At 72.0% G+C, this 16,370-nt stretch carries 19 protein-coding genes, 1 tRNA gene and 1 pseudogene; 17 read left to right on the top strand and 4 right to left on the bottom strand.

Annotated features, from left to right (window positions below):
• Positions 1-35 precede the first annotated feature (35 nt).
• Complete coding sequence (locus Srubr_RS32260; RefSeq protein WP_189994710.1) at positions 36-632, top strand: HhH-GPD-type base excision DNA repair protein; 597 nt, start codon at positions 36-38, stop codon at positions 630-632.
• A gap of 64 nt (positions 633-696) precedes the next feature.
• Entirely contained in the window at positions 697-1,392 is a 696-nt protein-coding gene (locus tag Srubr_RS32255; RefSeq protein WP_189994712.1) for an HdeD family acid-resistance protein, read from the top strand.
• Between the two features lie 105 nt (positions 1,393-1,497).
• Here Srubr_RS32255 and Srubr_RS32250 read toward each other — a convergent pair.
• Positions 1,498-2,922 (bottom strand): annotated as a pseudogene (locus tag Srubr_RS32250) (helicase HerA-like domain-containing protein); the annotation flags it as partial.
• Between the two features lie 271 nt (positions 2,923-3,193).
• Here Srubr_RS32250 and Srubr_RS32245 point away from each other — a divergent pair.
• On the top strand, positions 3,194-3,490 hold the full coding sequence (locus tag Srubr_RS32245; RefSeq protein ID WP_004943146.1) for a type II toxin-antitoxin system VapB family antitoxin: 297 nt from the start codon (positions 3,194-3,196) through the stop codon (positions 3,488-3,490).
• Positions 3,491-3,594: 104 nt separating this feature from the next.
• Positions 3,595-4,242, top strand: coding sequence for a LytR C-terminal domain-containing protein (locus tag Srubr_RS32240; RefSeq protein ID WP_373313509.1), 648 nt, complete (start codon positions 3,595-3,597; stop codon positions 4,240-4,242).
• 75 nt (positions 4,243-4,317) lie between these two features.
• On the opposite strand, the gene upp is transcribed toward Srubr_RS32240, so the two are convergent.
• The gene (upp, locus tag Srubr_RS32235; RefSeq protein ID WP_189994714.1) at positions 4,318-4,953 is read right to left on the bottom strand and encodes a uracil phosphoribosyltransferase; all 636 of its coding nucleotides are present in this window, start codon (positions 4,951-4,953) and stop codon (positions 4,318-4,320) included.
• Between the two features lie 95 nt (positions 4,954-5,048).
• Here upp and Srubr_RS32230 point away from each other — a divergent pair, with 95 nt between their 5' ends.
• The 9 genes from Srubr_RS32230 (at position 5,049) to Srubr_RS32190 (ending at position 10,621) form a co-directional block, all read left to right on the top strand.
• The gene (locus tag Srubr_RS32230; protein WP_030786069.1) at positions 5,049-5,228 is read left to right on the top strand and encodes a hypothetical protein; all 180 of its coding nucleotides are present in this window, start codon (positions 5,049-5,051) and stop codon (positions 5,226-5,228) included.
• A 302-nt stretch (positions 5,229-5,530) separates the two neighbouring features.
• Positions 5,531-6,061, top strand: coding sequence for a tRNA adenosine deaminase-associated protein (locus Srubr_RS32225; RefSeq protein WP_189995295.1), 531 nt, complete (start codon positions 5,531-5,533; stop codon positions 6,059-6,061).
• Between the two features lie 89 nt (positions 6,062-6,150).
• Complete coding sequence (gene tadA / locus Srubr_RS32220) at positions 6,151-6,612, top strand: tRNA adenosine(34) deaminase TadA (RefSeq protein ID WP_229926678.1); 462 nt, start codon at positions 6,151-6,153, stop codon at positions 6,610-6,612.
• 71 nt (positions 6,613-6,683) lie between these two features.
• Positions 6,684-6,768: transfer RNA gene (locus Srubr_RS32215), tRNA-Ser, on the top strand.
• Positions 6,769-6,924: 156 nt separating this feature from the next.
• Positions 6,925-7,104: a hypothetical protein gene (locus Srubr_RS32210; RefSeq protein WP_030786078.1), complete on the top strand. Its 180-nt coding sequence runs from the start codon at positions 6,925-6,927 to the stop codon at positions 7,102-7,104.
• A gap of 10 nt (positions 7,105-7,114) precedes the next feature.
• Positions 7,115-7,408 carry a Dabb family protein gene (locus Srubr_RS32205; RefSeq protein WP_030618512.1) on the top strand — a complete coding sequence of 98 codons (294 nt, stop codon included), beginning with the start codon at positions 7,115-7,117 and terminating at the stop codon, positions 7,406-7,408.
• A 183-nt stretch (positions 7,409-7,591) separates the two neighbouring features.
• Entirely contained in the window at positions 7,592-8,428 is an 837-nt protein-coding gene (locus Srubr_RS32200) for an RNA polymerase sigma factor SigF (protein ID WP_189995297.1), read from the top strand.
• A 368-nt stretch (positions 8,429-8,796) separates the two neighbouring features.
• Positions 8,797-9,756: an RNA polymerase sigma factor SigF gene (locus tag Srubr_RS32195; RefSeq protein ID WP_189994718.1), complete on the top strand. Its 960-nt coding sequence runs from the start codon at positions 8,797-8,799 to the stop codon at positions 9,754-9,756.
• A 49-nt stretch (positions 9,757-9,805) separates the two neighbouring features.
• Positions 9,806-10,621 (top strand): hypothetical protein, encoded by an 816-nt coding sequence (locus Srubr_RS32190; protein WP_189994720.1) that lies wholly within the window; start codon positions 9,806-9,808, stop codon positions 10,619-10,621.
• A gap of 18 nt (positions 10,622-10,639) precedes the next feature.
• Here the strand turns inward: Srubr_RS32190 and Srubr_RS32185 are convergent, their stop codons facing one another.
• A complete protein-coding gene (locus tag Srubr_RS32185) occupies positions 10,640-10,837 on the bottom strand; it encodes a hypothetical protein (RefSeq protein ID WP_189994722.1) in 198 nt (65 codons plus the stop codon).
• Between the two features lie 206 nt (positions 10,838-11,043).
• Between Srubr_RS32185 and Srubr_RS32180 the strand changes: the two genes are divergently transcribed.
• The 4 genes from Srubr_RS32180 to Srubr_RS32165 all read left to right on the top strand — a co-directional run bounded on the left by Srubr_RS32180 (position 11,044) and on the right by Srubr_RS32165 (position 15,520).
• A complete protein-coding gene (locus Srubr_RS32180; RefSeq protein ID WP_189994724.1) occupies positions 11,044-11,538 on the top strand; it encodes a MarR family winged helix-turn-helix transcriptional regulator in 495 nt (164 codons plus the stop codon).
• Positions 11,539-11,620: 82 nt separating this feature from the next.
• Positions 11,621-14,074, top strand: a complete 2,454-nt coding sequence (locus tag Srubr_RS32175; RefSeq protein ID WP_461792042.1) for an MFS transporter — start codon at positions 11,621-11,623, stop codon at positions 14,072-14,074.
• A 103-nt stretch (positions 14,075-14,177) separates the two neighbouring features.
• Positions 14,178-14,999: a YceI family protein gene (locus tag Srubr_RS32170; protein ID WP_189994729.1), complete on the top strand. Its 822-nt coding sequence runs from the start codon at positions 14,178-14,180 to the stop codon at positions 14,997-14,999.
• Between the two features lie 50 nt (positions 15,000-15,049).
• A complete protein-coding gene (locus tag Srubr_RS32165; protein ID WP_189994731.1) occupies positions 15,050-15,520 on the top strand; it encodes a PPOX class F420-dependent oxidoreductase in 471 nt (156 codons plus the stop codon).
• On the opposite strand, the gene Srubr_RS32160 is transcribed toward Srubr_RS32165, so the two are convergent.
• A complete protein-coding gene (locus Srubr_RS32160; RefSeq protein WP_189994733.1) occupies positions 15,521-16,279 on the bottom strand; it encodes a TetR/AcrR family transcriptional regulator in 759 nt (252 codons plus the stop codon).
• Positions 16,280-16,370 lie beyond the last annotated feature (91 nt).

Raw genomic sequence — 16,370 nt, 5'->3', positions numbered from 1 at the left:
GGGCGGTGCGGGCGGGGGCGCGGGATCATCGACGCATGGACGTCACCCTGCACCTCGCCCAGGACCCCGCGGCCGACGCGCTGCTCGGGCGCTCCCCGCTCGCCGCGCTGACCGGGATGCTGCTGGACCAGCAGATCCCGATGGAGTGGGCGTTCAAGGGCCCCCGGACCATCGCCGACCGGCTCGGCACCGAGGACCTGGACGCCCACGAGATCGCCGCGATGGACCCGGAGGCCTTCGCCGCGCTGCTCTCCGAGAAGCCGGCGGTGCACCGCTACCCGGGCTCGATGGCCAAGCGCGTCCAGCAGTTGTGCCAGTACCTCGTCGAGCACTACGACGGGGACGCGGAGGCGGTCTGGCGGGACGCCGGCAGCGGGCCGGAGCTGCTGCGCCGGCTCCAGGAGCTGCCGGGGTTCGGCAAGCAGAAGGCGCAGATCTTCCTGGCCCTGCTCGGCAAGCGGCTCGGGGTCGCCCCGGAGGGCTGGCGGGAGGCCGCCGGCGCCTACGGCGAACCCGGTTCCTTCCGGTCCGTCGCCGACATCACCGGACCGGAGTCGCTGGCCAAGGTGCGCGCCCACAAGCAGGAGATGAAGGCGGCGGCCAAGGCGGCCAAGGCGGCCCGGAAGAAGTGAATCCGCGTCCCCCGTCCGGCCCACTCCGGTGGCCGTCGCCCGCCGCCCGCTCCCAGCATGGAGCATGACCGAGGCACCGAGCGGCGGCCCCGCCGGGGACCGTGAGTACGACGACCGGCACGTCCACGCGGCGGAACCGGCCCGGGGACACCCGGCGGCGGAGCCGGCCCGCGGCCACCCGGAACCGGAACCGCCGTTCGAGGGACCGCTGCACGCGCTGTCCCGGGCCGCCTGGCAGACCGTCCTGCTCACCGGGATCGGCTCCCTCGTGCTCGGCGTCCTGGTGCTGGTCTGGCCGGGCGCCTCCCTGCTCGCCGCCGGCGTCCTCTTCGGCCTGTACCTGCTCTACACCGGCGTCCTCCAGCTGGTCGCCGCCTTCGGCACCCACCAGGCGACCTCGCTGCGGGTGCTGGCCTTCATCAGCGGCGCGCTGTCGATCCTGCTCGGCCTGCTCTGCTTCCGCGGGCCCATGCGGTCGCTGCTGCTGCTCGCCCTGTGGATCGGCATCGGCTGGCTGTTCCGGGGGATCACCCAGATCCTGGCCGCCGTGCACGATCCCCGGATGCCCGCCCGGGGCTGGCAGATCCTCCTCGGCGTCCTCACCTTCGTCGCCGGCGTCGTGCTCATCGACTCGCCCTTCGAGTCGGTCGCGGTGCTCACCCTCGTCGGCGGGATCTGGCTGGTCGCGGTGGGCGTGGTGGAGATCCTCACCGCGCTGCGCATGCGCGTCCGGACCCGCCGGGTGCCACGGATGCTGTGACCCCCGCCCCCGCCCCCGGGCTCCTCGGCTCCCCGGCTCCCTGACTTCCCGGCTCCCTGACTTCCCGGCCCCCCGGCTCCCCGGCCCCCGGCCCCCGGCCCGGGGCTACCGCCTGCGCCGGGCCGTGCCGAACAGGGACCGGGTGATCTCCCGGCCCAGCTGGGTGCCGACCGAGCGGGCCAGGGAGCGGAACACCCCGCTGTTCACCACCTGTTCGACCAGCGACGGCTCCGCCCTGGGCCGCTGCCGGGGCGGAGGCGCCGGTGCCGTTTCCGGGGGCCGGGCCGCGCTCAGCCTCTCGTACGCCGACTCGCGGTCCACAGCCTGTGCATAACGTCCGTGGAGCGGGGAGCGGCGGACCGCCTCGTCCAGTGCGGTGGTCTCCACCGGGCCCATCAGGGACTCCGGGGCGCGCAGCCGGGTGGCGGCGACCGGGGTGGGCGCGCCGGACTCGCCCAGCACGGTCACCACGGCCTCGCCGGTGCCCAGCCCGGTGAGCAGTTCCTCCAGGTCGTACGCCGACTCCGGGAAGGTCCGCACGGTCGCCCGCAGGGCCTTGTGGTCGTCCGGGGTGAAGGCGCGCAGCGCGTGCTGGATCCGGTTGCCCAGCTGGGCGAGGACGTCGCCGGGCACGTCCTTCGGGGTCTGGGTGACGAAGAAGACGCCGACGCCCTTGGAGCGGATCAGCCGCACGGTCCGGGTGACGGACTCCAGGAACGCCTTGGAGGCGTCGTCGAACAGCAGGTGCGCCTCGTCGAAGACGAAGACCAGTTTCGGCTGGTCCACGTCGCCGACCTCGGGCAGGTCGTGGAAGAGGTCGGCGAGCAGCCACATCAGGAAGGTGGAGAACAGCAGCGGCCTGTCCTGGACGGCGGGCAGCTCCAGGACCGAGACGACGCCCCGGCCGTCCGGCGCCGTGCGCAGCAGATCGGCCGTGTCGAACTCCGGCTCGCCGAAGAAGTCCGCCATGCCCTGCGCCTCGAACGCCGTCAGCGAGCGCAGGATCACCCCGGCGGTGGCGGAGGACAGCCCGCCTACGGTCTTCAGCTCGGACCTGCCCGCGTCGGAGGTGAGGAAGGCGGTGACCGCGCGCAGGTCCTTGAGGTCGACCAGCTCCAGGCCCTTGCCGTCGGCGTAGTGGAAGATCAGGGCGAGGGACTGTTCCTGGGTGCGGTTCAGCCCGAGCGCCTTGGCCAGCAGCAGCGGGCCGAAGCTGGTGACGGCGGCCCGTACCGGAATGCCGTGGCCGAGGCCGCCGAGCGCGTAGAACTCCGCGGGGAAGCCGGCCGGGGTCCACTCCTGGCCGACCTCGCCGGCCCGTCGCCGTACCCGGTCGCCGTCCTGTCCGGGGCGCGCGATGCCGGACAGGTCGCCCTTGACGTCCGCGAGGACACCGGCACGCCCCGCGCCGACAGCTGCTCGGCGATCAGCTGGAGGGTCTTGGTCTTGCCGGTGCCGGTGGCGCCGGCGACCAGGCCGTGCCGGTTGAGCACGGACAGCGGGACGCGGACCGGCGCGCCGGGCAGGCACCGCCCCTCCCACAGGAGGGCGCCGAGGTCGAGCGCGGGACCGGTGAAGGCGTAACCGGAGGCGATCCGCCGGGCCGGGCCGGGCGGTGCGGCGGCCTCCGGGGTGCCGGCGGGCGGCACGGACTCGCTGTCACTCATCTCCGGCCCCTGTTCCCATAGCGACCCATACGACCGTTTGGTCCGTCTTTCACCTGTCTTTGATCCGTCTTTTCAAGCGTCGCACCGGGCCGCCATGGCTGCGCCCGGAACGTCTGGGCCGGTAGGCTTTCCGTGTGATCTTCAAGCGCATCGGAAACGGCCGGCCGTACCCCGACCACGGCCGGGAGAGCACCCGGCAGTGGGCGGACGTCGCGCCGCGCCCGGTCCGCCTCGATCAGCTCGTGACCACCAAGCAGCAGCTCGATCTGGAGACCCTGCTCGCGGAGGACTCGACGTTCTACGGCGACCTCTTCGCGCACGTCGTGAAGTGGCAGGGCGACCTCTATCTGGAGGACGGGCTGCACCGCGCGGTCCGCGCCGCCCTCCAGCAGCGCCAGGTGCTGCACGCGCGCGTGCTCGAACTCGACTGACCCGGCGCGACACGCCCGTTGGCCCTTTCGGGTTCCGCTGAACACCCTCGGCTGATCATCTGATAGGCATCGCCGCTCGGGCGCACTACGCTGCGCTCATGAGCATGCTGACTCCCCCCGGCATGGGCGGCCAGTACCGGATCACGGGGGACAAGTACCCCCGCATGCGTCCGTCCCGCCGACGCGGCAGGCTCGTGGCCGCGGCGGTCGCCTCCGCCGCCGTGCTCGGCCTGCTCGGCTGGGGCACCGTGCAGCTCATCGACGTCTTCACCGGCGGCGGCGACGGCACCACGACGGCCCGCCGTACGACGCACTGCCCCGCCAGGACAGCCGCCGGGACCGGCCAGGCCCCCGCGGCCGAGGCGAAGTCCCTGCCCGCGCCCGGCCGGATCACCGTGAACGTCTACAACGCCACCCCGCGCAGCGGGCTCGCCAAGAAGACCGCGGACGAACTCCGCCGACGCGGCTTCCGGATCGGCAAGGTGGGCAACGCGGCCAAGGAGTACGACAAGAAGGTCAAGGGCCCGGGCCTGCTCCTCGGCTCCCCCGCCGCCCAGGACACCTCGCTGCGGGTGCTCGCCACCCAGCTGACCGGCGCGTCCCCGCGCGCCGACGCCCGCGACGGCGCCGACCTGGACCTGATCATCGGCGACGCCTTCAAGGACCTGACCCGCCGGCAGACGGCCGACAAGGCCGTGACGACGCTGACGGCCCCGGACACCGCTACGGCCTCTGCGAAGAAGACCTGCTGATCAGCGCCCCCGAAGGGCCGCGGGGAACGGCGCGATCGACCCCGAACCGCTTCCCGGTGGGCCCGCCCGGAGGAACTACTCGGCGGACCCGTACAGCCGGTCCCCCGCGTCCCCGAGCCCCGGCACGATGTACCCCTGCTCGTCGAGGTGGTCGTCGACGGCCGCGGTGACCACGGTCACCGGCGTGCCCGCCAGCTCGCGCTCCACCACGGCGACCCCCTCGGGAGCGGCCAGCAGCACCACGGCCGTCACATCGTCCGCACCGCGCTTGATCAGTTCCTGGATCGCCGCGACCAGGGTGCCGCCCGTGGCCAGCATCGGGTCCAGCACGTACACCTGGCGGCCCGACAGGTCCTCCGGCATGCGCGAGGCGTACGTGGACGCCTCCAGCGTCTCCTCGTTGCGGATCATGCCCAGGAAGCCCACCTCGGCGGTCGGCAGCAGCCGGACCATGCCGTCCAGCATGCCGAGACCGGCCCGCAGGATCGGCACCACCAGCGGACGGGGGCGGGCCAGCTTCACACCCGTGGTGCGGGCGACCGGTGTCTGGATGTCGACGGTCTCGGTGCGCACGTCCCGCGTGGCCTCGTAGGCGAGCAGGGTGACCAGCTCGTCGGCGAGCCGCCGGAAGGTCGCGGAGTCGGTGCGCTGGTCGCGCAGCGTGGTGAGCTTGTGAGCGACCAAGGGGTGGTCGACGACATGGAGACGCATGCTCCTAACGGTACCTGCGCCTCCGGCCGCCCTCACGCTGGCGTCAAACCGGCCGTCCGGGGGAAAGTGGAAGGGACGGAGTGGGGTGGTGTGACGTGTCCGACCTGCCTGACCAGCCCGAGAAACCCGAGACCGACGCCGAACGCCGCAGGCGGCGCGCCCGGTTCCTGCGCGATCTCGCCGAGGCCCGGGAGCTGCGCGCCCGGGTGCGGCCCCGGCGCACCAAGGCCGCCCGGCTGCGCCAGGCGCTGCGGATGAGCACGTTCCGCTGGTAGTCCCGCGGGGCCGGAACCGGCGCGGAACAGCGGCGCCCGCACCGGTGTTGGGGAGGCGGCCGTGCGTGAGCCCGGGGAAAAGCCGCGTACGATCCGCAGGTGGCGGCAATGAGCGCGCTGCTGAGCCGATCACGGATCCACGATCGAAACAGCCAGACACAGGGAGCCGAAGACGTCCCCTGAACGCCTTGTTTCTGCCACGATTCCGAGTGGGTGGGGCTCGGAGCCCAGCTCTCTCCGCCCAAGTACCTCCGCCGGGGGGACCCCCAACCGGCACGCCTATGACCAGTGGGAGAGTCACGGTGTACTTCGCCGCACTGCTCGCGCGCACCGAAGACGGGTGGGAAGCGAGCGACACAGAGCTCGACGATGTGGAGACCCTGTCGGATCTGGCCGACCTGGCCCGGGAAGCCTCTCCCGACGAGGACACGGTGCTCGTCCTGATCGAACAGGAGGACTCCTGGTTCGGCGTCGTCCGCGTGGACGGCGAGGACGACCCTCGCATCTACGTCTCGGACGCCGCCGCCGCCCGCCGCAGCGCGTACGGGGAGCTGCTGCTCACCGACGAGCTGCTCGGCCGGGAGCCCGGCGCGGACGACGGCCCGGACCTGGACGCCCTCGACCTCGACGGCACCGAGGACGGCGAGTCCGAGGACGACGACGAGGAGGTCGGCGCCGCCGACGCGGTGCCGCACAGCCCGGTGGGCGACAGCGGCATCCTCGACGACCTGGGCATCAGCGAGAAGGAGCTGCGTTCCCTGGACGCCGACGACGCGCTGGGCACGATCGCCGAGGCGCTGGGCGCCTCGGAGGTGCTGGAGACCGTCCGCTGACCACGGCACGGAATCCGCAGGACACCCCGGACCCGGTGCGGAGCCCCGAGGGCACCCCGGACCCGGTTCGGGACCGCTGGCGGGCGGCGATGCGGCTCGCCCTGGACCAGGCCGGTCTGGCCGTCCGGGGCGGCGACGTCCCCGTCGGCGCCGTCGTGCTGTCCCCGGACGGTACGACGGTGCTCGGCGTCGGGCACAACGAGCGTGAGGCCACCGGCGATCCCACGGCCCACGCGGAGATCCTCGCCATCCGGCGGGCCGCCGCCGCCCTGAACGAGGCGGCGGGCGCCGGGCGGCGGGCACGCGAGTGGCGGCTGACCGGCTGCACGCTCGTGGTGACCCTGGAACCGTGCACGATGTGCGCCGGGGCCCTCGTCCAGTCCCGGGTGGACCGGGTGGTCTACGGCGCCCGGGACGACAAGGCGGGCGCCGCCGGGTCCCTGTGGGACGTGATCCGCGACCGGCGGCTCAACCACCGCCCGGAGGTGATCGAGGGCGTCCTCGCCGCCGAGTGCGCCCGGCCGCTCACGGAGTTCTTCCGGGACCGCTGAACGGCATCAGCGGACCGCCGCCGGGGATATCGATTTCGATCCATGCCGCCCCGTGCTGTAGGGTCTCCCTCGGTAGCGTGTCCGAGCGGCCGAAGGAGCTCGCCTCGAAAGCGAGTGTGGCGCAAGTCACCGAGGGTTCAAATCCCTCCGCTACCGCTCTTCGAAAGGCCCCGCCGTCCGGCGGGGCCTTTCGCGTGTTCCGGATCACAACGGACGGGCGCCGGCGGGCTGTCGGTCCGGCGCGCGGGGCCCGGAGGTTACACTCGCGGCCGGCAGCAGGGGGCCTCGGGGCCCGGTACAGGGGAGGCCGTGGTGGCGGTGAACGTCAAGAAGATCGCCGTGTACGTACTGGTGGTCTTCGCGCTGTACGTGATCATCACGGACCCGGCCAAGGCCGCCGACTACGTCCAGATAGGGTTCGAAGGCATATCGGACGCGGCCGGGGCCATCGGGGACTTCATGACCTGGGCCGCCAACGGAGGAAAGAGCTGAGGTACCCCCCATGATCCGTCATCTGGTCCTCTTCAAGCTCAACGAGGGTGTCGAGCGCGACGATCCGCGGGTTGTCGCGGGCGTCGAGGCCTTCCGGGCCCTCGGCGGGCAGATCGAGGAGGTGCGGTTCTGGGAGTGCGCGTGGAACATCAGCGACCGGCCCATCGCCTATGACTTCGCGATCAACTCGGCCGTCGACGACGCCGACGCCCTCAAGCGCTATCTGGAGCACCCGGCCCACCAGGCGGCCGGCGCGCAGTGGCGCGAGTTCGCCACCTGGGTGATCGCCGACTACGAGTTCTGAGCCCCGGTCCCTCGAAAGCCCCCCGCCGGACGTTTCCGGCGGGGGGCTTTCGCATGGCCAGCCACGCGTCAACTTGTCGTTGTCCGGCGACAACACGGCGTTATCAGGTGCTTGCACACAGTGCACATGTCTTGTGATGCTATGACCGCTTTTGACGGATGATTGACGGATGAAGAGGTGGCGTTGACCGTGTCGGCCAGTACTGCGCCCCCTCAGGACGAGGCGGCGTCCCCGACCCCGTCGGCCCCCGGAAAGCGCCGTGGCGCGGACACCCGCGCCCTGACCCAGGTGCTCTTCACCGAACTGAAGCAGCTGACCCCCGGCACGCCGGAGCACAACCGGGTGCGCGGGGCGCTGATCGAGGCGAACCTCCCGCTCGTACGCTACGCCGCCGCCCGCTTCCGCTCCCGCAACGAGCCGATGGAGGACGTCGTCCAGGTCGGCACCATCGGCCTGATCAACGCCATCGACCGGTTCGACCCGGACCGGGGCGTGCAGTTCCCGACCTTCGCGATGCCCACCGTGGTCGGCGAGATCAAGCGCTACTTCCGCGACAACGTCCGCACCGTCCACGTCCCGCGCCGGCTGCACGAGCTGTGGGTGCAGGTCAACAGCGCGACCGAGGACCTGACCACGCTCTACGGCCGCTCCCCGAGCACCGCCGAGATCGCCGAGCGGCTGCGGATCAGCGAGGAGGAGGTGCTCAGCTGCATCGAGGCGGGACGCTCCTACCACGCCACCTCGCTGGAGGCCGCCCAGGAGGGCGACGGACTGCCCGGCCTGCTGGACCGGATCGGCTACGAGGACCCGGCCCTGGACGGCGTCGAGCACCGCGACCTGGTCCGCCACCTCCTCGTCCAGCTCCCCGAGCGGGAACAGCGCATCCTGCTGCTGCGCTACTACAGCAACCTGACCCAGTCCCAGATCAGCGCCGAACTCGGCGTCTCCCAGATGCACGTCTCCCGGCTGCTCGCGCGCAGCTTCCAGCGGCTGCGCTCCGCGAACCGCATCGACGCGTGACCGGCGAACGGTACGCGAACTCCTCCGCACCGGCCGGGAGCACGCCGGGTGTTCGCCTGGTGCATGACGGGCGCACGGAAGCACGGCACCGACGGCGCTGCATCGCAAACCCGATCGATCGGTAACCGGCGCGAGCGAATCGCTCACCAGGGCGGATGCCGACAGACACGGTCGGAAACACCGTCAGACCCCTTTTCTCCAGGGGTGATTCGCCATTCGCATGTCGACATGTCGGTACAGCGCGTTGCCGACATGTGACATTCTGCGGGAAGCGCGTTTGCCGTGGCTCCGGCTCCGGTATTCAGGTGAAGGCTGCGTTGCTCGAAGACGGCGCCGCCGCGACCGTCCCGCGACCCAAAGGGGGTGGCATGTCCGCAGACCAGGGCAGCTCGAAGGTGCTGACGCCCACGAAGAGCGAGGCAGCGCCCAAGGAGCTCGACGCTCTCGACGTCCTCGACGGCTTCGAGGGTGTCACGGCCCTCGAAGCCGTGCCGGCCCTCGACACCGTGCCGGCCCAGGCCGTCGGCCCGTCCGCCGAAACGCTCCCGGCCCCGCAGACGGCGGCGAACATCGACACCCGCACCCTGTCCCGGTCACTGTTCCTGCGCCTGGCCGCGCTGGAGCAGGACAGCCCCGAGCGGGCGTACGTCCGGGACACCCTGATCGAGCTGAACCTCCCGCTGGTCCGGTACGCGGCGGCCCGCTTCCGCTCCCGCAACGAACCGATGGAGGACATCGTCCAGGTCGGCACCATCGGCCTGATCAAGGCGATCGACCGGTTCGACTGCGAGCGGGGCGTGGAGTTCCCGACGTTCGCGATGCCCACCGTGGTCGGCGAGATCAAGCGGTTCTTCCGGGACACCTCGTGGTCCGTGCGGGTGCCGCGGCGCCTCCAGGAGCTGCGCCTGGCCCTGACCAAGGCCAGCGACGAGCTGTCCCAGAAGCTGGACCGCTCGCCCACGGTCACCGAACTGGCCGCCGTGCTCGGTGTCTCCGAGGAGGACGTGGTCGACGGCCTCGCGGTCGGCAACGCCTACACCGCCTCCTCCCTCGACTCCCCGGCCCCCGAGGACGACGGCGGCGAGGGCTCGCTGGCCGACCGGCTCGGCTACGAGGACACGGCGCTGGAGGGCGTGGAGTACCGCGAGTCCCTCAAGCCCCTGCTGGCGAAACTCCCGCCCCGGGAGCGCCGGATCATCATGCTGCGCTTCTTCGCCAACATGACGCAGTCGCAGATCGGCGAGGAGGTCGGCATCTCCCAGATGCACGTCTCCCGGCTGCTGACCCGGACGCTGGCCCAGCTGCGCGAGGGCCTGATCTCGGACTGAGGCCCTCCCCCCGCTTCCCATCTGACACATCGTCAGCCACCATGTGCGGATGCTGCGTATCGGGGTACCGCACACGACGGCATGGACACGCGGCCGCCGGGGCGCCGTCACGGCGGCGTCGGCGGCCGTCGTCGTCCTGGGCGCGGTGGTGGCCGCGTGCGGGGGCGACGGACCGGGCGACGGTTACACCGCGGTCGGCGCGGGCCGGGGCGGGCCGACGGCCGTGGCGCCGACGGAGCCGGTGACGCTGGTGCCGCTGGACGGGCCCGCGGCGGGCGGGGCGAGCGGAGGGGAGGCCCCGCACGCGAGCGACCCGGTGGCGCGCGCACAAGGTCCGGCGGCGCGCACGCGAGGTCCGGCCGGTCGCGCGAGCACCGGTGCGCCGACATCCCGGGGCGGCACGGCGAGCCCGCACGGAACGGCTCCGGGCGCCCCCGGAACGAGCGGTGGACAGGACGGCCGCAGGACGACACCGCCGCCACCGGCCGACTCGGCGCCACCGGCCGCCACGCCCTCGCGGCCCGGCCCGCCCGGCAGCCCGGCGCCCGGACGTACGACGCCCGCCGCGCTGTCCTGGGGGGAGCCGGTGGCCGAGGGCACCAGCCGGCGGTGGTGCCAGGAGGTGACCGTCGCCTTCCACAACTCCGGTGGTACAGCAGTGCGTTCGGGCTCGGTGACGTTCGGGACGCACATCGTCGGCGCGCTCGGCGTGGACTGGGGGACGGTGGAGTCGACCGTTCCGCTGCCGGTGCCGCTCACTCCGGGCGCGCGGAAGAGCCCGGTGTGGACGGTGTGCGTGGACGCCTGGAGGGTGCCGCTCGGTATGCGTATCGAGACGCGTGAGGTCTCGGTCGACTGGGAGTGAGTCCTTACGGGCCGGTCCCTACTTCAGCGCCAGCCAGGCGACGCCGGCCACCACGACGAGCGCCACGATGACGCCGACGATCACACCGACCCGGGGGCCGGAGGAGGCCGCCGCCTGCCGCTGCCGCCCCTGGGGCGCCTCGTCGACGAAGGCGCGGAACATCTGGGTGCTGCCTGCGGGGTCGTAATTGCCCTGGGGGCCCTGGGTGTTAGCCATGCCCCGAGACCCTAGCGAATCCAGGTGACCGGCCCAAGTGCGGGGCCTTCGGGACAGACGGGGGCACCTCACCCGCACTCACCTGCACATTTACGTTCGCAATACTTGCCTTTGCCAAGTTTTTGCAGCGACCACACCCATGATTGTTTGCCTTCAGCAACCAAACAGTCCTATGGTTGCCCCAAGCAACGAATACGGGAGGTGTGATGGCCGAGCGGGCGCAGTTTGAAGAGCTGGCGCGTCAGCTCAGTGCCGTCGGGGCCGTGAAACGGGACATGGGGCGCATCCTGCCGCCCGACTGCCCGGCAGGCTCGGCCGCCGTGCTGACCCTGCTCGGCCGCCACGGCGACATGCGCATGAGCAAGCTCGCGGAACTGCTCGCCGTGGACATGTCGGTCACCAGCCGGCATGTCGCGCACGTGGCCGCGCGCGGCTGGATCGAGCGGCTCCCGGACCCGGCGGACAAGCGGTCGCGCATCCTGCGCCTGACCCCGGAGGGTCTGGAGCAGCTCGACGAGCTGTCCCGGCGGACCACGCATCTGCTCGCCGAGCGGCTGGCGGACTGGACCGACGACGAGGTCGGCCAGCTGATCCGGCTGATGACGCGACTGCGCGACTCGTTCGGCGACTGCCGGTCCGCCCCGGTCCGGATCCCCGCCCCCGTAGTCGAAGAGACCACCCGTACACCCGCAAGCACGTAAGAAAAGGAAGCCCATGGCAACGACCACACCAGCCGGTGTGCGGGCTCACGCCAAGCACGGGGGAGGCCAAGCCGACGCCCCGATGACGCACCGGCAGATCATGGAGGCCCTGTCCGGGCTGCTGCTCGGCATGTTCGTGGCGATCCTGTCGTCCACGATCGTCTCCAACGCCCTGCCGGAGATCATCGGGGACCTCGGCGGCGGCCAGTCCGCCTACACCTGGGTGGTCACGGCCGCCCTGCTGTCGATGACCGCGGCCACTCCCCTGTGGGGCAAGCTCGCCGACCTGTACAGCAAGAAGGCTCTCGTCCAGATAGCCCTCGTCATATACGTGGTCGCCTCCATGGCGGCCGGCCTGTCGCAGAACCCCGGCATGCTCATCACCTTCCGGGTGTTCCAGGGCATCGGCGTCGGCGGTCTGTCCGCCCTGGCGCAGATCGTGATGGCGGCGATGATCTCCCCGCGCGAGCGCGGCCGGTACTCCGGCTACCTCGGCGCCACCTTCGCCGTCGCCACCGTCGGCGGCCCGCTGCTCGGCGGTGTCATCACCGACACCTCCTGGCTGGGCTGGCGCTGGTGCTTCTACGTCGGTGTGCCCTTCGCGATCATCGCGCTGATCGTGCTGCAGAAGACCCTGCACCTGCCCGTGGTCAAGCGCCAGGTCAAGGTCGACTGGGGCGGCGCGACCCTGATCGCCGCCGCCGTCTCCCTGCTGCTGGTCTGGGTCACCTTCGCGGGTGACAAGTACGACTGGCTGTCCTGGCAGACCTACGCGATGGTCGGCGGTTCGATCGTCCTCGGCGCGCTGTTCGTGCTCGTGGAGTCCAAGGCGGGCGAGCCGATCATCCCGCTGCGCCTGTTCAAGAACCGCACGATCACGCTGGCGTCGCTCGCCTCGCTGTTCGTCGGTATCGCGATGTTCTCCGGCACCGTGTTCTTCAGCCAGTACTTCCAGCTGGCCCGCGACAAGTCCCCGACCATGTCGGGCGTCATGACCATCCCGATGATCGGCGGTCTGTTCGTCTCCTCGACCGTCTCGGGTCAGTTCATCACCCGTACCGGCCGCTGGAAGGCGTGGCTGGTCAGCGGTGGCGTGCTGGTCACGGCCGGGCTGCTGCTGCTCGGCGGCATCCGGTACGACACGGACTACTGGAAGATGGCCATCTTCATGGCCCTGCTGGGTCTCGGCATCGGCATGATGATGCAGAACCTGGTACTCGCCACGCAGAACCAGGTGGCTCCCTCCGACCTCGGCTCGGCCAGCTCCACGGTCACCTTCTTCCGCTCCCTCGGCGGTGCGGTCGGCGTCTCCGCGCTCGGTGCCGTGATGTCCCGCCGGATCACCCACTACGTCCAGGACGGCGTCTCCGCGCTGGACCCGAAGTCCCAGGCCGCGCTGGCCGGCAGCTCCGGTTCGACCGACAGCATCCCGGACATGGACAAGCTCCCGGCGCCCATCCGGACGCTGATGGAGAGCGCCTACGGCCACGGCATCGCCGACGTCTTCATCATCGCCGGCTGCCTCGCCGCCATTGCCTTCCTGATCACGCTGTTCATCAAGGAGGTCCCGCTGAAGACCAAGGGCGCGCTCGCGCAGTCCACCGACGCCGCCCCGGCCCAGGCCGAGGCCCCGGCCGCCGCCGCGGCCACCGCGGCCCAGGCCCCGGTCCCGGCCGCGGTCGCCCAGACCGCCCCGGCCGCGTCCGACGGCACCGTCGCCGACACCCGGCCCATGGCGGCCGTCGCCACGGTCGCCGAGCCCGGCGCGGGCCACGGCGGCACCCCGGTGCACGGCTTCGTCCGCGGCGCCGAGAGCGCCCCGGTCCCGCAGGCCGCGGTCACCCTGATCTCGCTGTCCGGCCGCCAGCTGGGCCGCTCGGTCGCCCAGGCCGACGGCTCCTACGCGCTCGACGCCCCGGGCACCGGCAGCTACGTCCTGATCGCCTCCGCCGACGGCTACCAGCCGCAGGCCTCCACCATCGTGGTGGGCGAGGAGCCGGTGTCGTACGACATCCTGCTCAGCGGCACCAGCGGGCTGACCGGTGTGGTCCGGGCCGCCGGAAGCGCGCTGCCGGTCAAGGACGCGATGGTGATCGTCACCGATGTGCGCGGCGACCTGCTGGCCACCGCCGCCACCGGGGAGCAGGGCGACTTCGCTCTCACCGACCTGGTGCCCGGCACGGTGACCGTCGCGGTCAACGCGAGCGGGTACCGGCCGCGGGCCCTGCCGGTCGAGGTCGGCGCCACCGGCGTCACCCGGGTCGAGGTCGACCTGGACGCCGGCGCGCAGGTCCAGGGTGTCGTCCGGGCCCCGCACGGCCCGCTGGCCGACGCCCGGGTCACCCTGGTCGACCAGGCGGGCAACGTGGTCGGCACCGCCACCACCGGTGCGGACGGGGCGTACGCCTTCACCGACCTGGACGGCGGCGAGTACACCGTCATCGCGACCGGCTACCCGCCGGTGGCCACCGCGCTGACCGTGACCGGCCCCGGCGTGGACGGCCACGACATCGAACTCGCCCACCCCGGCGAGTAGGCACACCCCGGCCCGTGGCGGTGCGCGCCCTGAGCGGAGGGCGCGCCCGCCGCGGGCCGGTCTCGTACGAGCAATTTTTGAGCCTTTTTCAGGGAGAAACGGGATGGGACTGACCGCGAAGATCCGTACGCGGGACGGGTGGGCCGTGTCGCACGCGGTCGTCACGGTGACCGACATGACCGGCACGCAGGTGCTGCGCGCCGAGGCGGATCACGAGGGAGCCGTACGGGACACCACCGAGCTGGCGCCGGGGGCGTACACCGTGATCGTGACGGCCGTCGGCTACGCGCCCGCGGCCTCCTCCGCGATCGTCACCGCCAGCGGCCGGGCCGAGGTCGGCACGGTCACGCTGGCCCGGCAGGGCGGCACCGAGCTGCCGCCGCCCGGACCCTGGACCATCGACCCGGCGCACTCCTCCGTCGCCGCGGTCGCCCAGCACCTGGGCATCTCCAGCGTGCACGGCCGGTTCACGGAGTTCGGCGGCACCATCGAGATCGCCCCCGACGACATTGCCAAGTCACGGGTGGAGGCGGTGATCCGGGCGGCCTCCGTCGACACCGGCAACGGCATGCGCGACACGCATCTGCGCTCCGCGGACTTCCTGGACGTCGAGCGGCACCCGGAGATCACCTACCACTCGACCGGCCTGACCCAGGCCGGCTCCGACCGCTGGACCGTGCACGGCGAACTGTCCCTGCACGGCGTCGTACGACCGGTGGACCTGGACCTCGCCTACCTGGGCACCGGTGCCGACCCCTGGGGCGGCACCCGAGCCGCGTTCCGGGCCACCGCCGAACTGCGCCGCGAGGACTTCGCGATGAACTACAACCAGGTCCTCCAGGCGGGCATCGCCGCCATCGGCACCACCCTGAGGGTGGAGCTGGACATCCAGGCCGTGCAGGGCGACTCGCTCCCCCAGGCGTAGGCACAGCGGGGTCAGCCACGGGGGCACGCGCTGCCCCTAGGCTGCCCCCCATGGCACCGAACATCGCTACCAACACCCGTGTACCGCTGGACGAGCTGCTGGACTTCGTACGGCCCCGGCACCGGGCCCTGCTGATCACCCGCCGGTCCGACGGCTCCCCGCAGGCGTCCCCGCTGACCTGCGGGGTGGACGACTCCGGGCGGATCGTGGTCTCCACCTACCCGGAGCGGGCCAAGACGCGCAACGCCAAGCGGGACGAGCGGGTCAGCCTCGTCGTCCTCAGCGACGACTGGAACGGCCCCTGGGTGCAGATCGACGGCACGGCCGAGGTCATCGACGCCCCGGACTCCGTCGAACCCCTGGTCGAGTACTACCGCAACATCGCCGGCGAGCACCCCGACTGGGACGAGTACCGGCAGGCCATGATCAAGCAGGGGAAATCCATCATCCGGGTGACCCCGCGGCGGTGGGGACCGGTGGCGACCGGCGGGTTCCCGGCACGGCTCGTCCAGGAGGACTAGTCAGCCCCGGGCGACCATCGCCTCGATACCGGCGACCAGCAGGTCCAGCGCGAACGTGAAGTCGCGGTCCAGCATCTCGGCCACCGTGTCGCCGCCGCGCGCCGCCATGATGTCCTTGGACTCCCCGATGATCTCGGCGGTCCCGGGGACCTCGTCCACCAGGGCCATGGCCTGCTCGAAGTACTCCTCAGGGGACAGGCCGGTGTCCTCGATCCGGGTCAGGAAGTGGCTCTCGATCGTGCCGTAGCCGTAGACGAACTGGAAGACGGCCGAGATCGCCCCGGTCACCCCGTGCGCGGGCAGCCCCGCCCGGCGGACGACCCGCTGCACGGCGCGGGAGAACGCGAGCGAGTGCGGGCCGATGTTGAGGAAGCGCCCGGCCAGCGGCGACAGCCAGGGGTGGCGGACCAGCAGCTGCCGGTAGGCGGTGGCCAGCTCCCGCAGCTGCTCGCGCCAGTCCTCGCCGGTGTCGTCCGGGTCGGGCAGCTTCAGCTCGGCGTAGACCGCGTCCAGGGCGAGTTCGAGCAGGTCGTCCTTGGTGTCGACGTACCAGTACAGGGACATCGCGGTCACGTTCAGCTCGGCGGCCAGCCGGCGCATGGAGAACTTGGCGAGCCCCTCGGCGTCCAGCAGCCGCACCGACGTGCCGGTGATCCGCTCCCGGTCGAGGCCGGAGGGCTGCCCGCCGCGTCCCCCGCGCCGGGGCTTGCCCTCCAGCCAGACGCTGTCCCGCGCCGACCGGCCTGCCTGCTTCGTCACCGGCGCACCCTTCTCCCACTCACTTCGCTCTCCAAGATGCTAGGACCGCTGCCGCCGCGAAGGGGGGCGGGCCGGGCCGGCGTGCGGCACG

It is taken from the genome of Streptomyces rubradiris, from assembly GCF_016860525.1.
GTDB lineage: Bacteria > Actinomycetota > Actinomycetes > Streptomycetales > Streptomycetaceae > Streptomyces > Streptomyces rubradiris.
The sequence above is the reverse complement of the archived record's forward strand: the minus strand, read 5'-3'. Positions and strand labels throughout refer to the sequence as shown.

Coding starts and splice junctions, on each gene's coding strand:
- Srubr_RS32260 (WP_189994710.1), top strand. CDS start 36: ATGGACGTCACCCTGCACCTCGCCCAGGACCCCGCGGCCGACGCGCTG.
- Srubr_RS32255 (WP_189994712.1), top strand. CDS start 697: ATGACCGAGGCACCGAGCGGCGGCCCCGCCGGGGACCGTGAGTACGAC.
- Srubr_RS32240 (WP_373313509.1), top strand. CDS start 3,595: ATGCTGACTCCCCCCGGCATGGGCGGCCAGTACCGGATCACGGGGGAC.
- upp (WP_189994714.1), bottom strand. CDS start 4,953: ATGCGTCTCCATGTCGTCGACCACCCCTTGGTCGCTCACAAGCTCACC.
- tadA (WP_229926678.1), top strand. CDS start 6,151: ATGCGGCTCGCCCTGGACCAGGCCGGTCTGGCCGTCCGGGGCGGCGAC.
- Srubr_RS32205 (WP_030618512.1), top strand. CDS start 7,115: ATGATCCGTCATCTGGTCCTCTTCAAGCTCAACGAGGGTGTCGAGCGC.
- Srubr_RS32195 (WP_189994718.1), top strand. CDS start 8,797: ATGTCCGCAGACCAGGGCAGCTCGAAGGTGCTGACGCCCACGAAGAGC.
- Srubr_RS32190 (WP_189994720.1), top strand. CDS start 9,806: ATGCTGCGTATCGGGGTACCGCACACGACGGCATGGACACGCGGCCGC.
- Srubr_RS32185 (WP_189994722.1), bottom strand. CDS start 10,837: ATGGCTAACACCCAGGGCCCCCAGGGCAATTACGACCCCGCAGGCAGC.
- Srubr_RS32180 (WP_189994724.1), top strand. CDS start 11,044: ATGGCCGAGCGGGCGCAGTTTGAAGAGCTGGCGCGTCAGCTCAGTGCC.
- Srubr_RS32175 (WP_461792042.1), top strand. CDS start 11,621: ATGACGCACCGGCAGATCATGGAGGCCCTGTCCGGGCTGCTGCTCGGC.
- Srubr_RS32170 (WP_189994729.1), top strand. CDS start 14,178: ATGGGACTGACCGCGAAGATCCGTACGCGGGACGGGTGGGCCGTGTCG.
- Srubr_RS32165 (WP_189994731.1), top strand. CDS start 15,050: ATGGCACCGAACATCGCTACCAACACCCGTGTACCGCTGGACGAGCTG.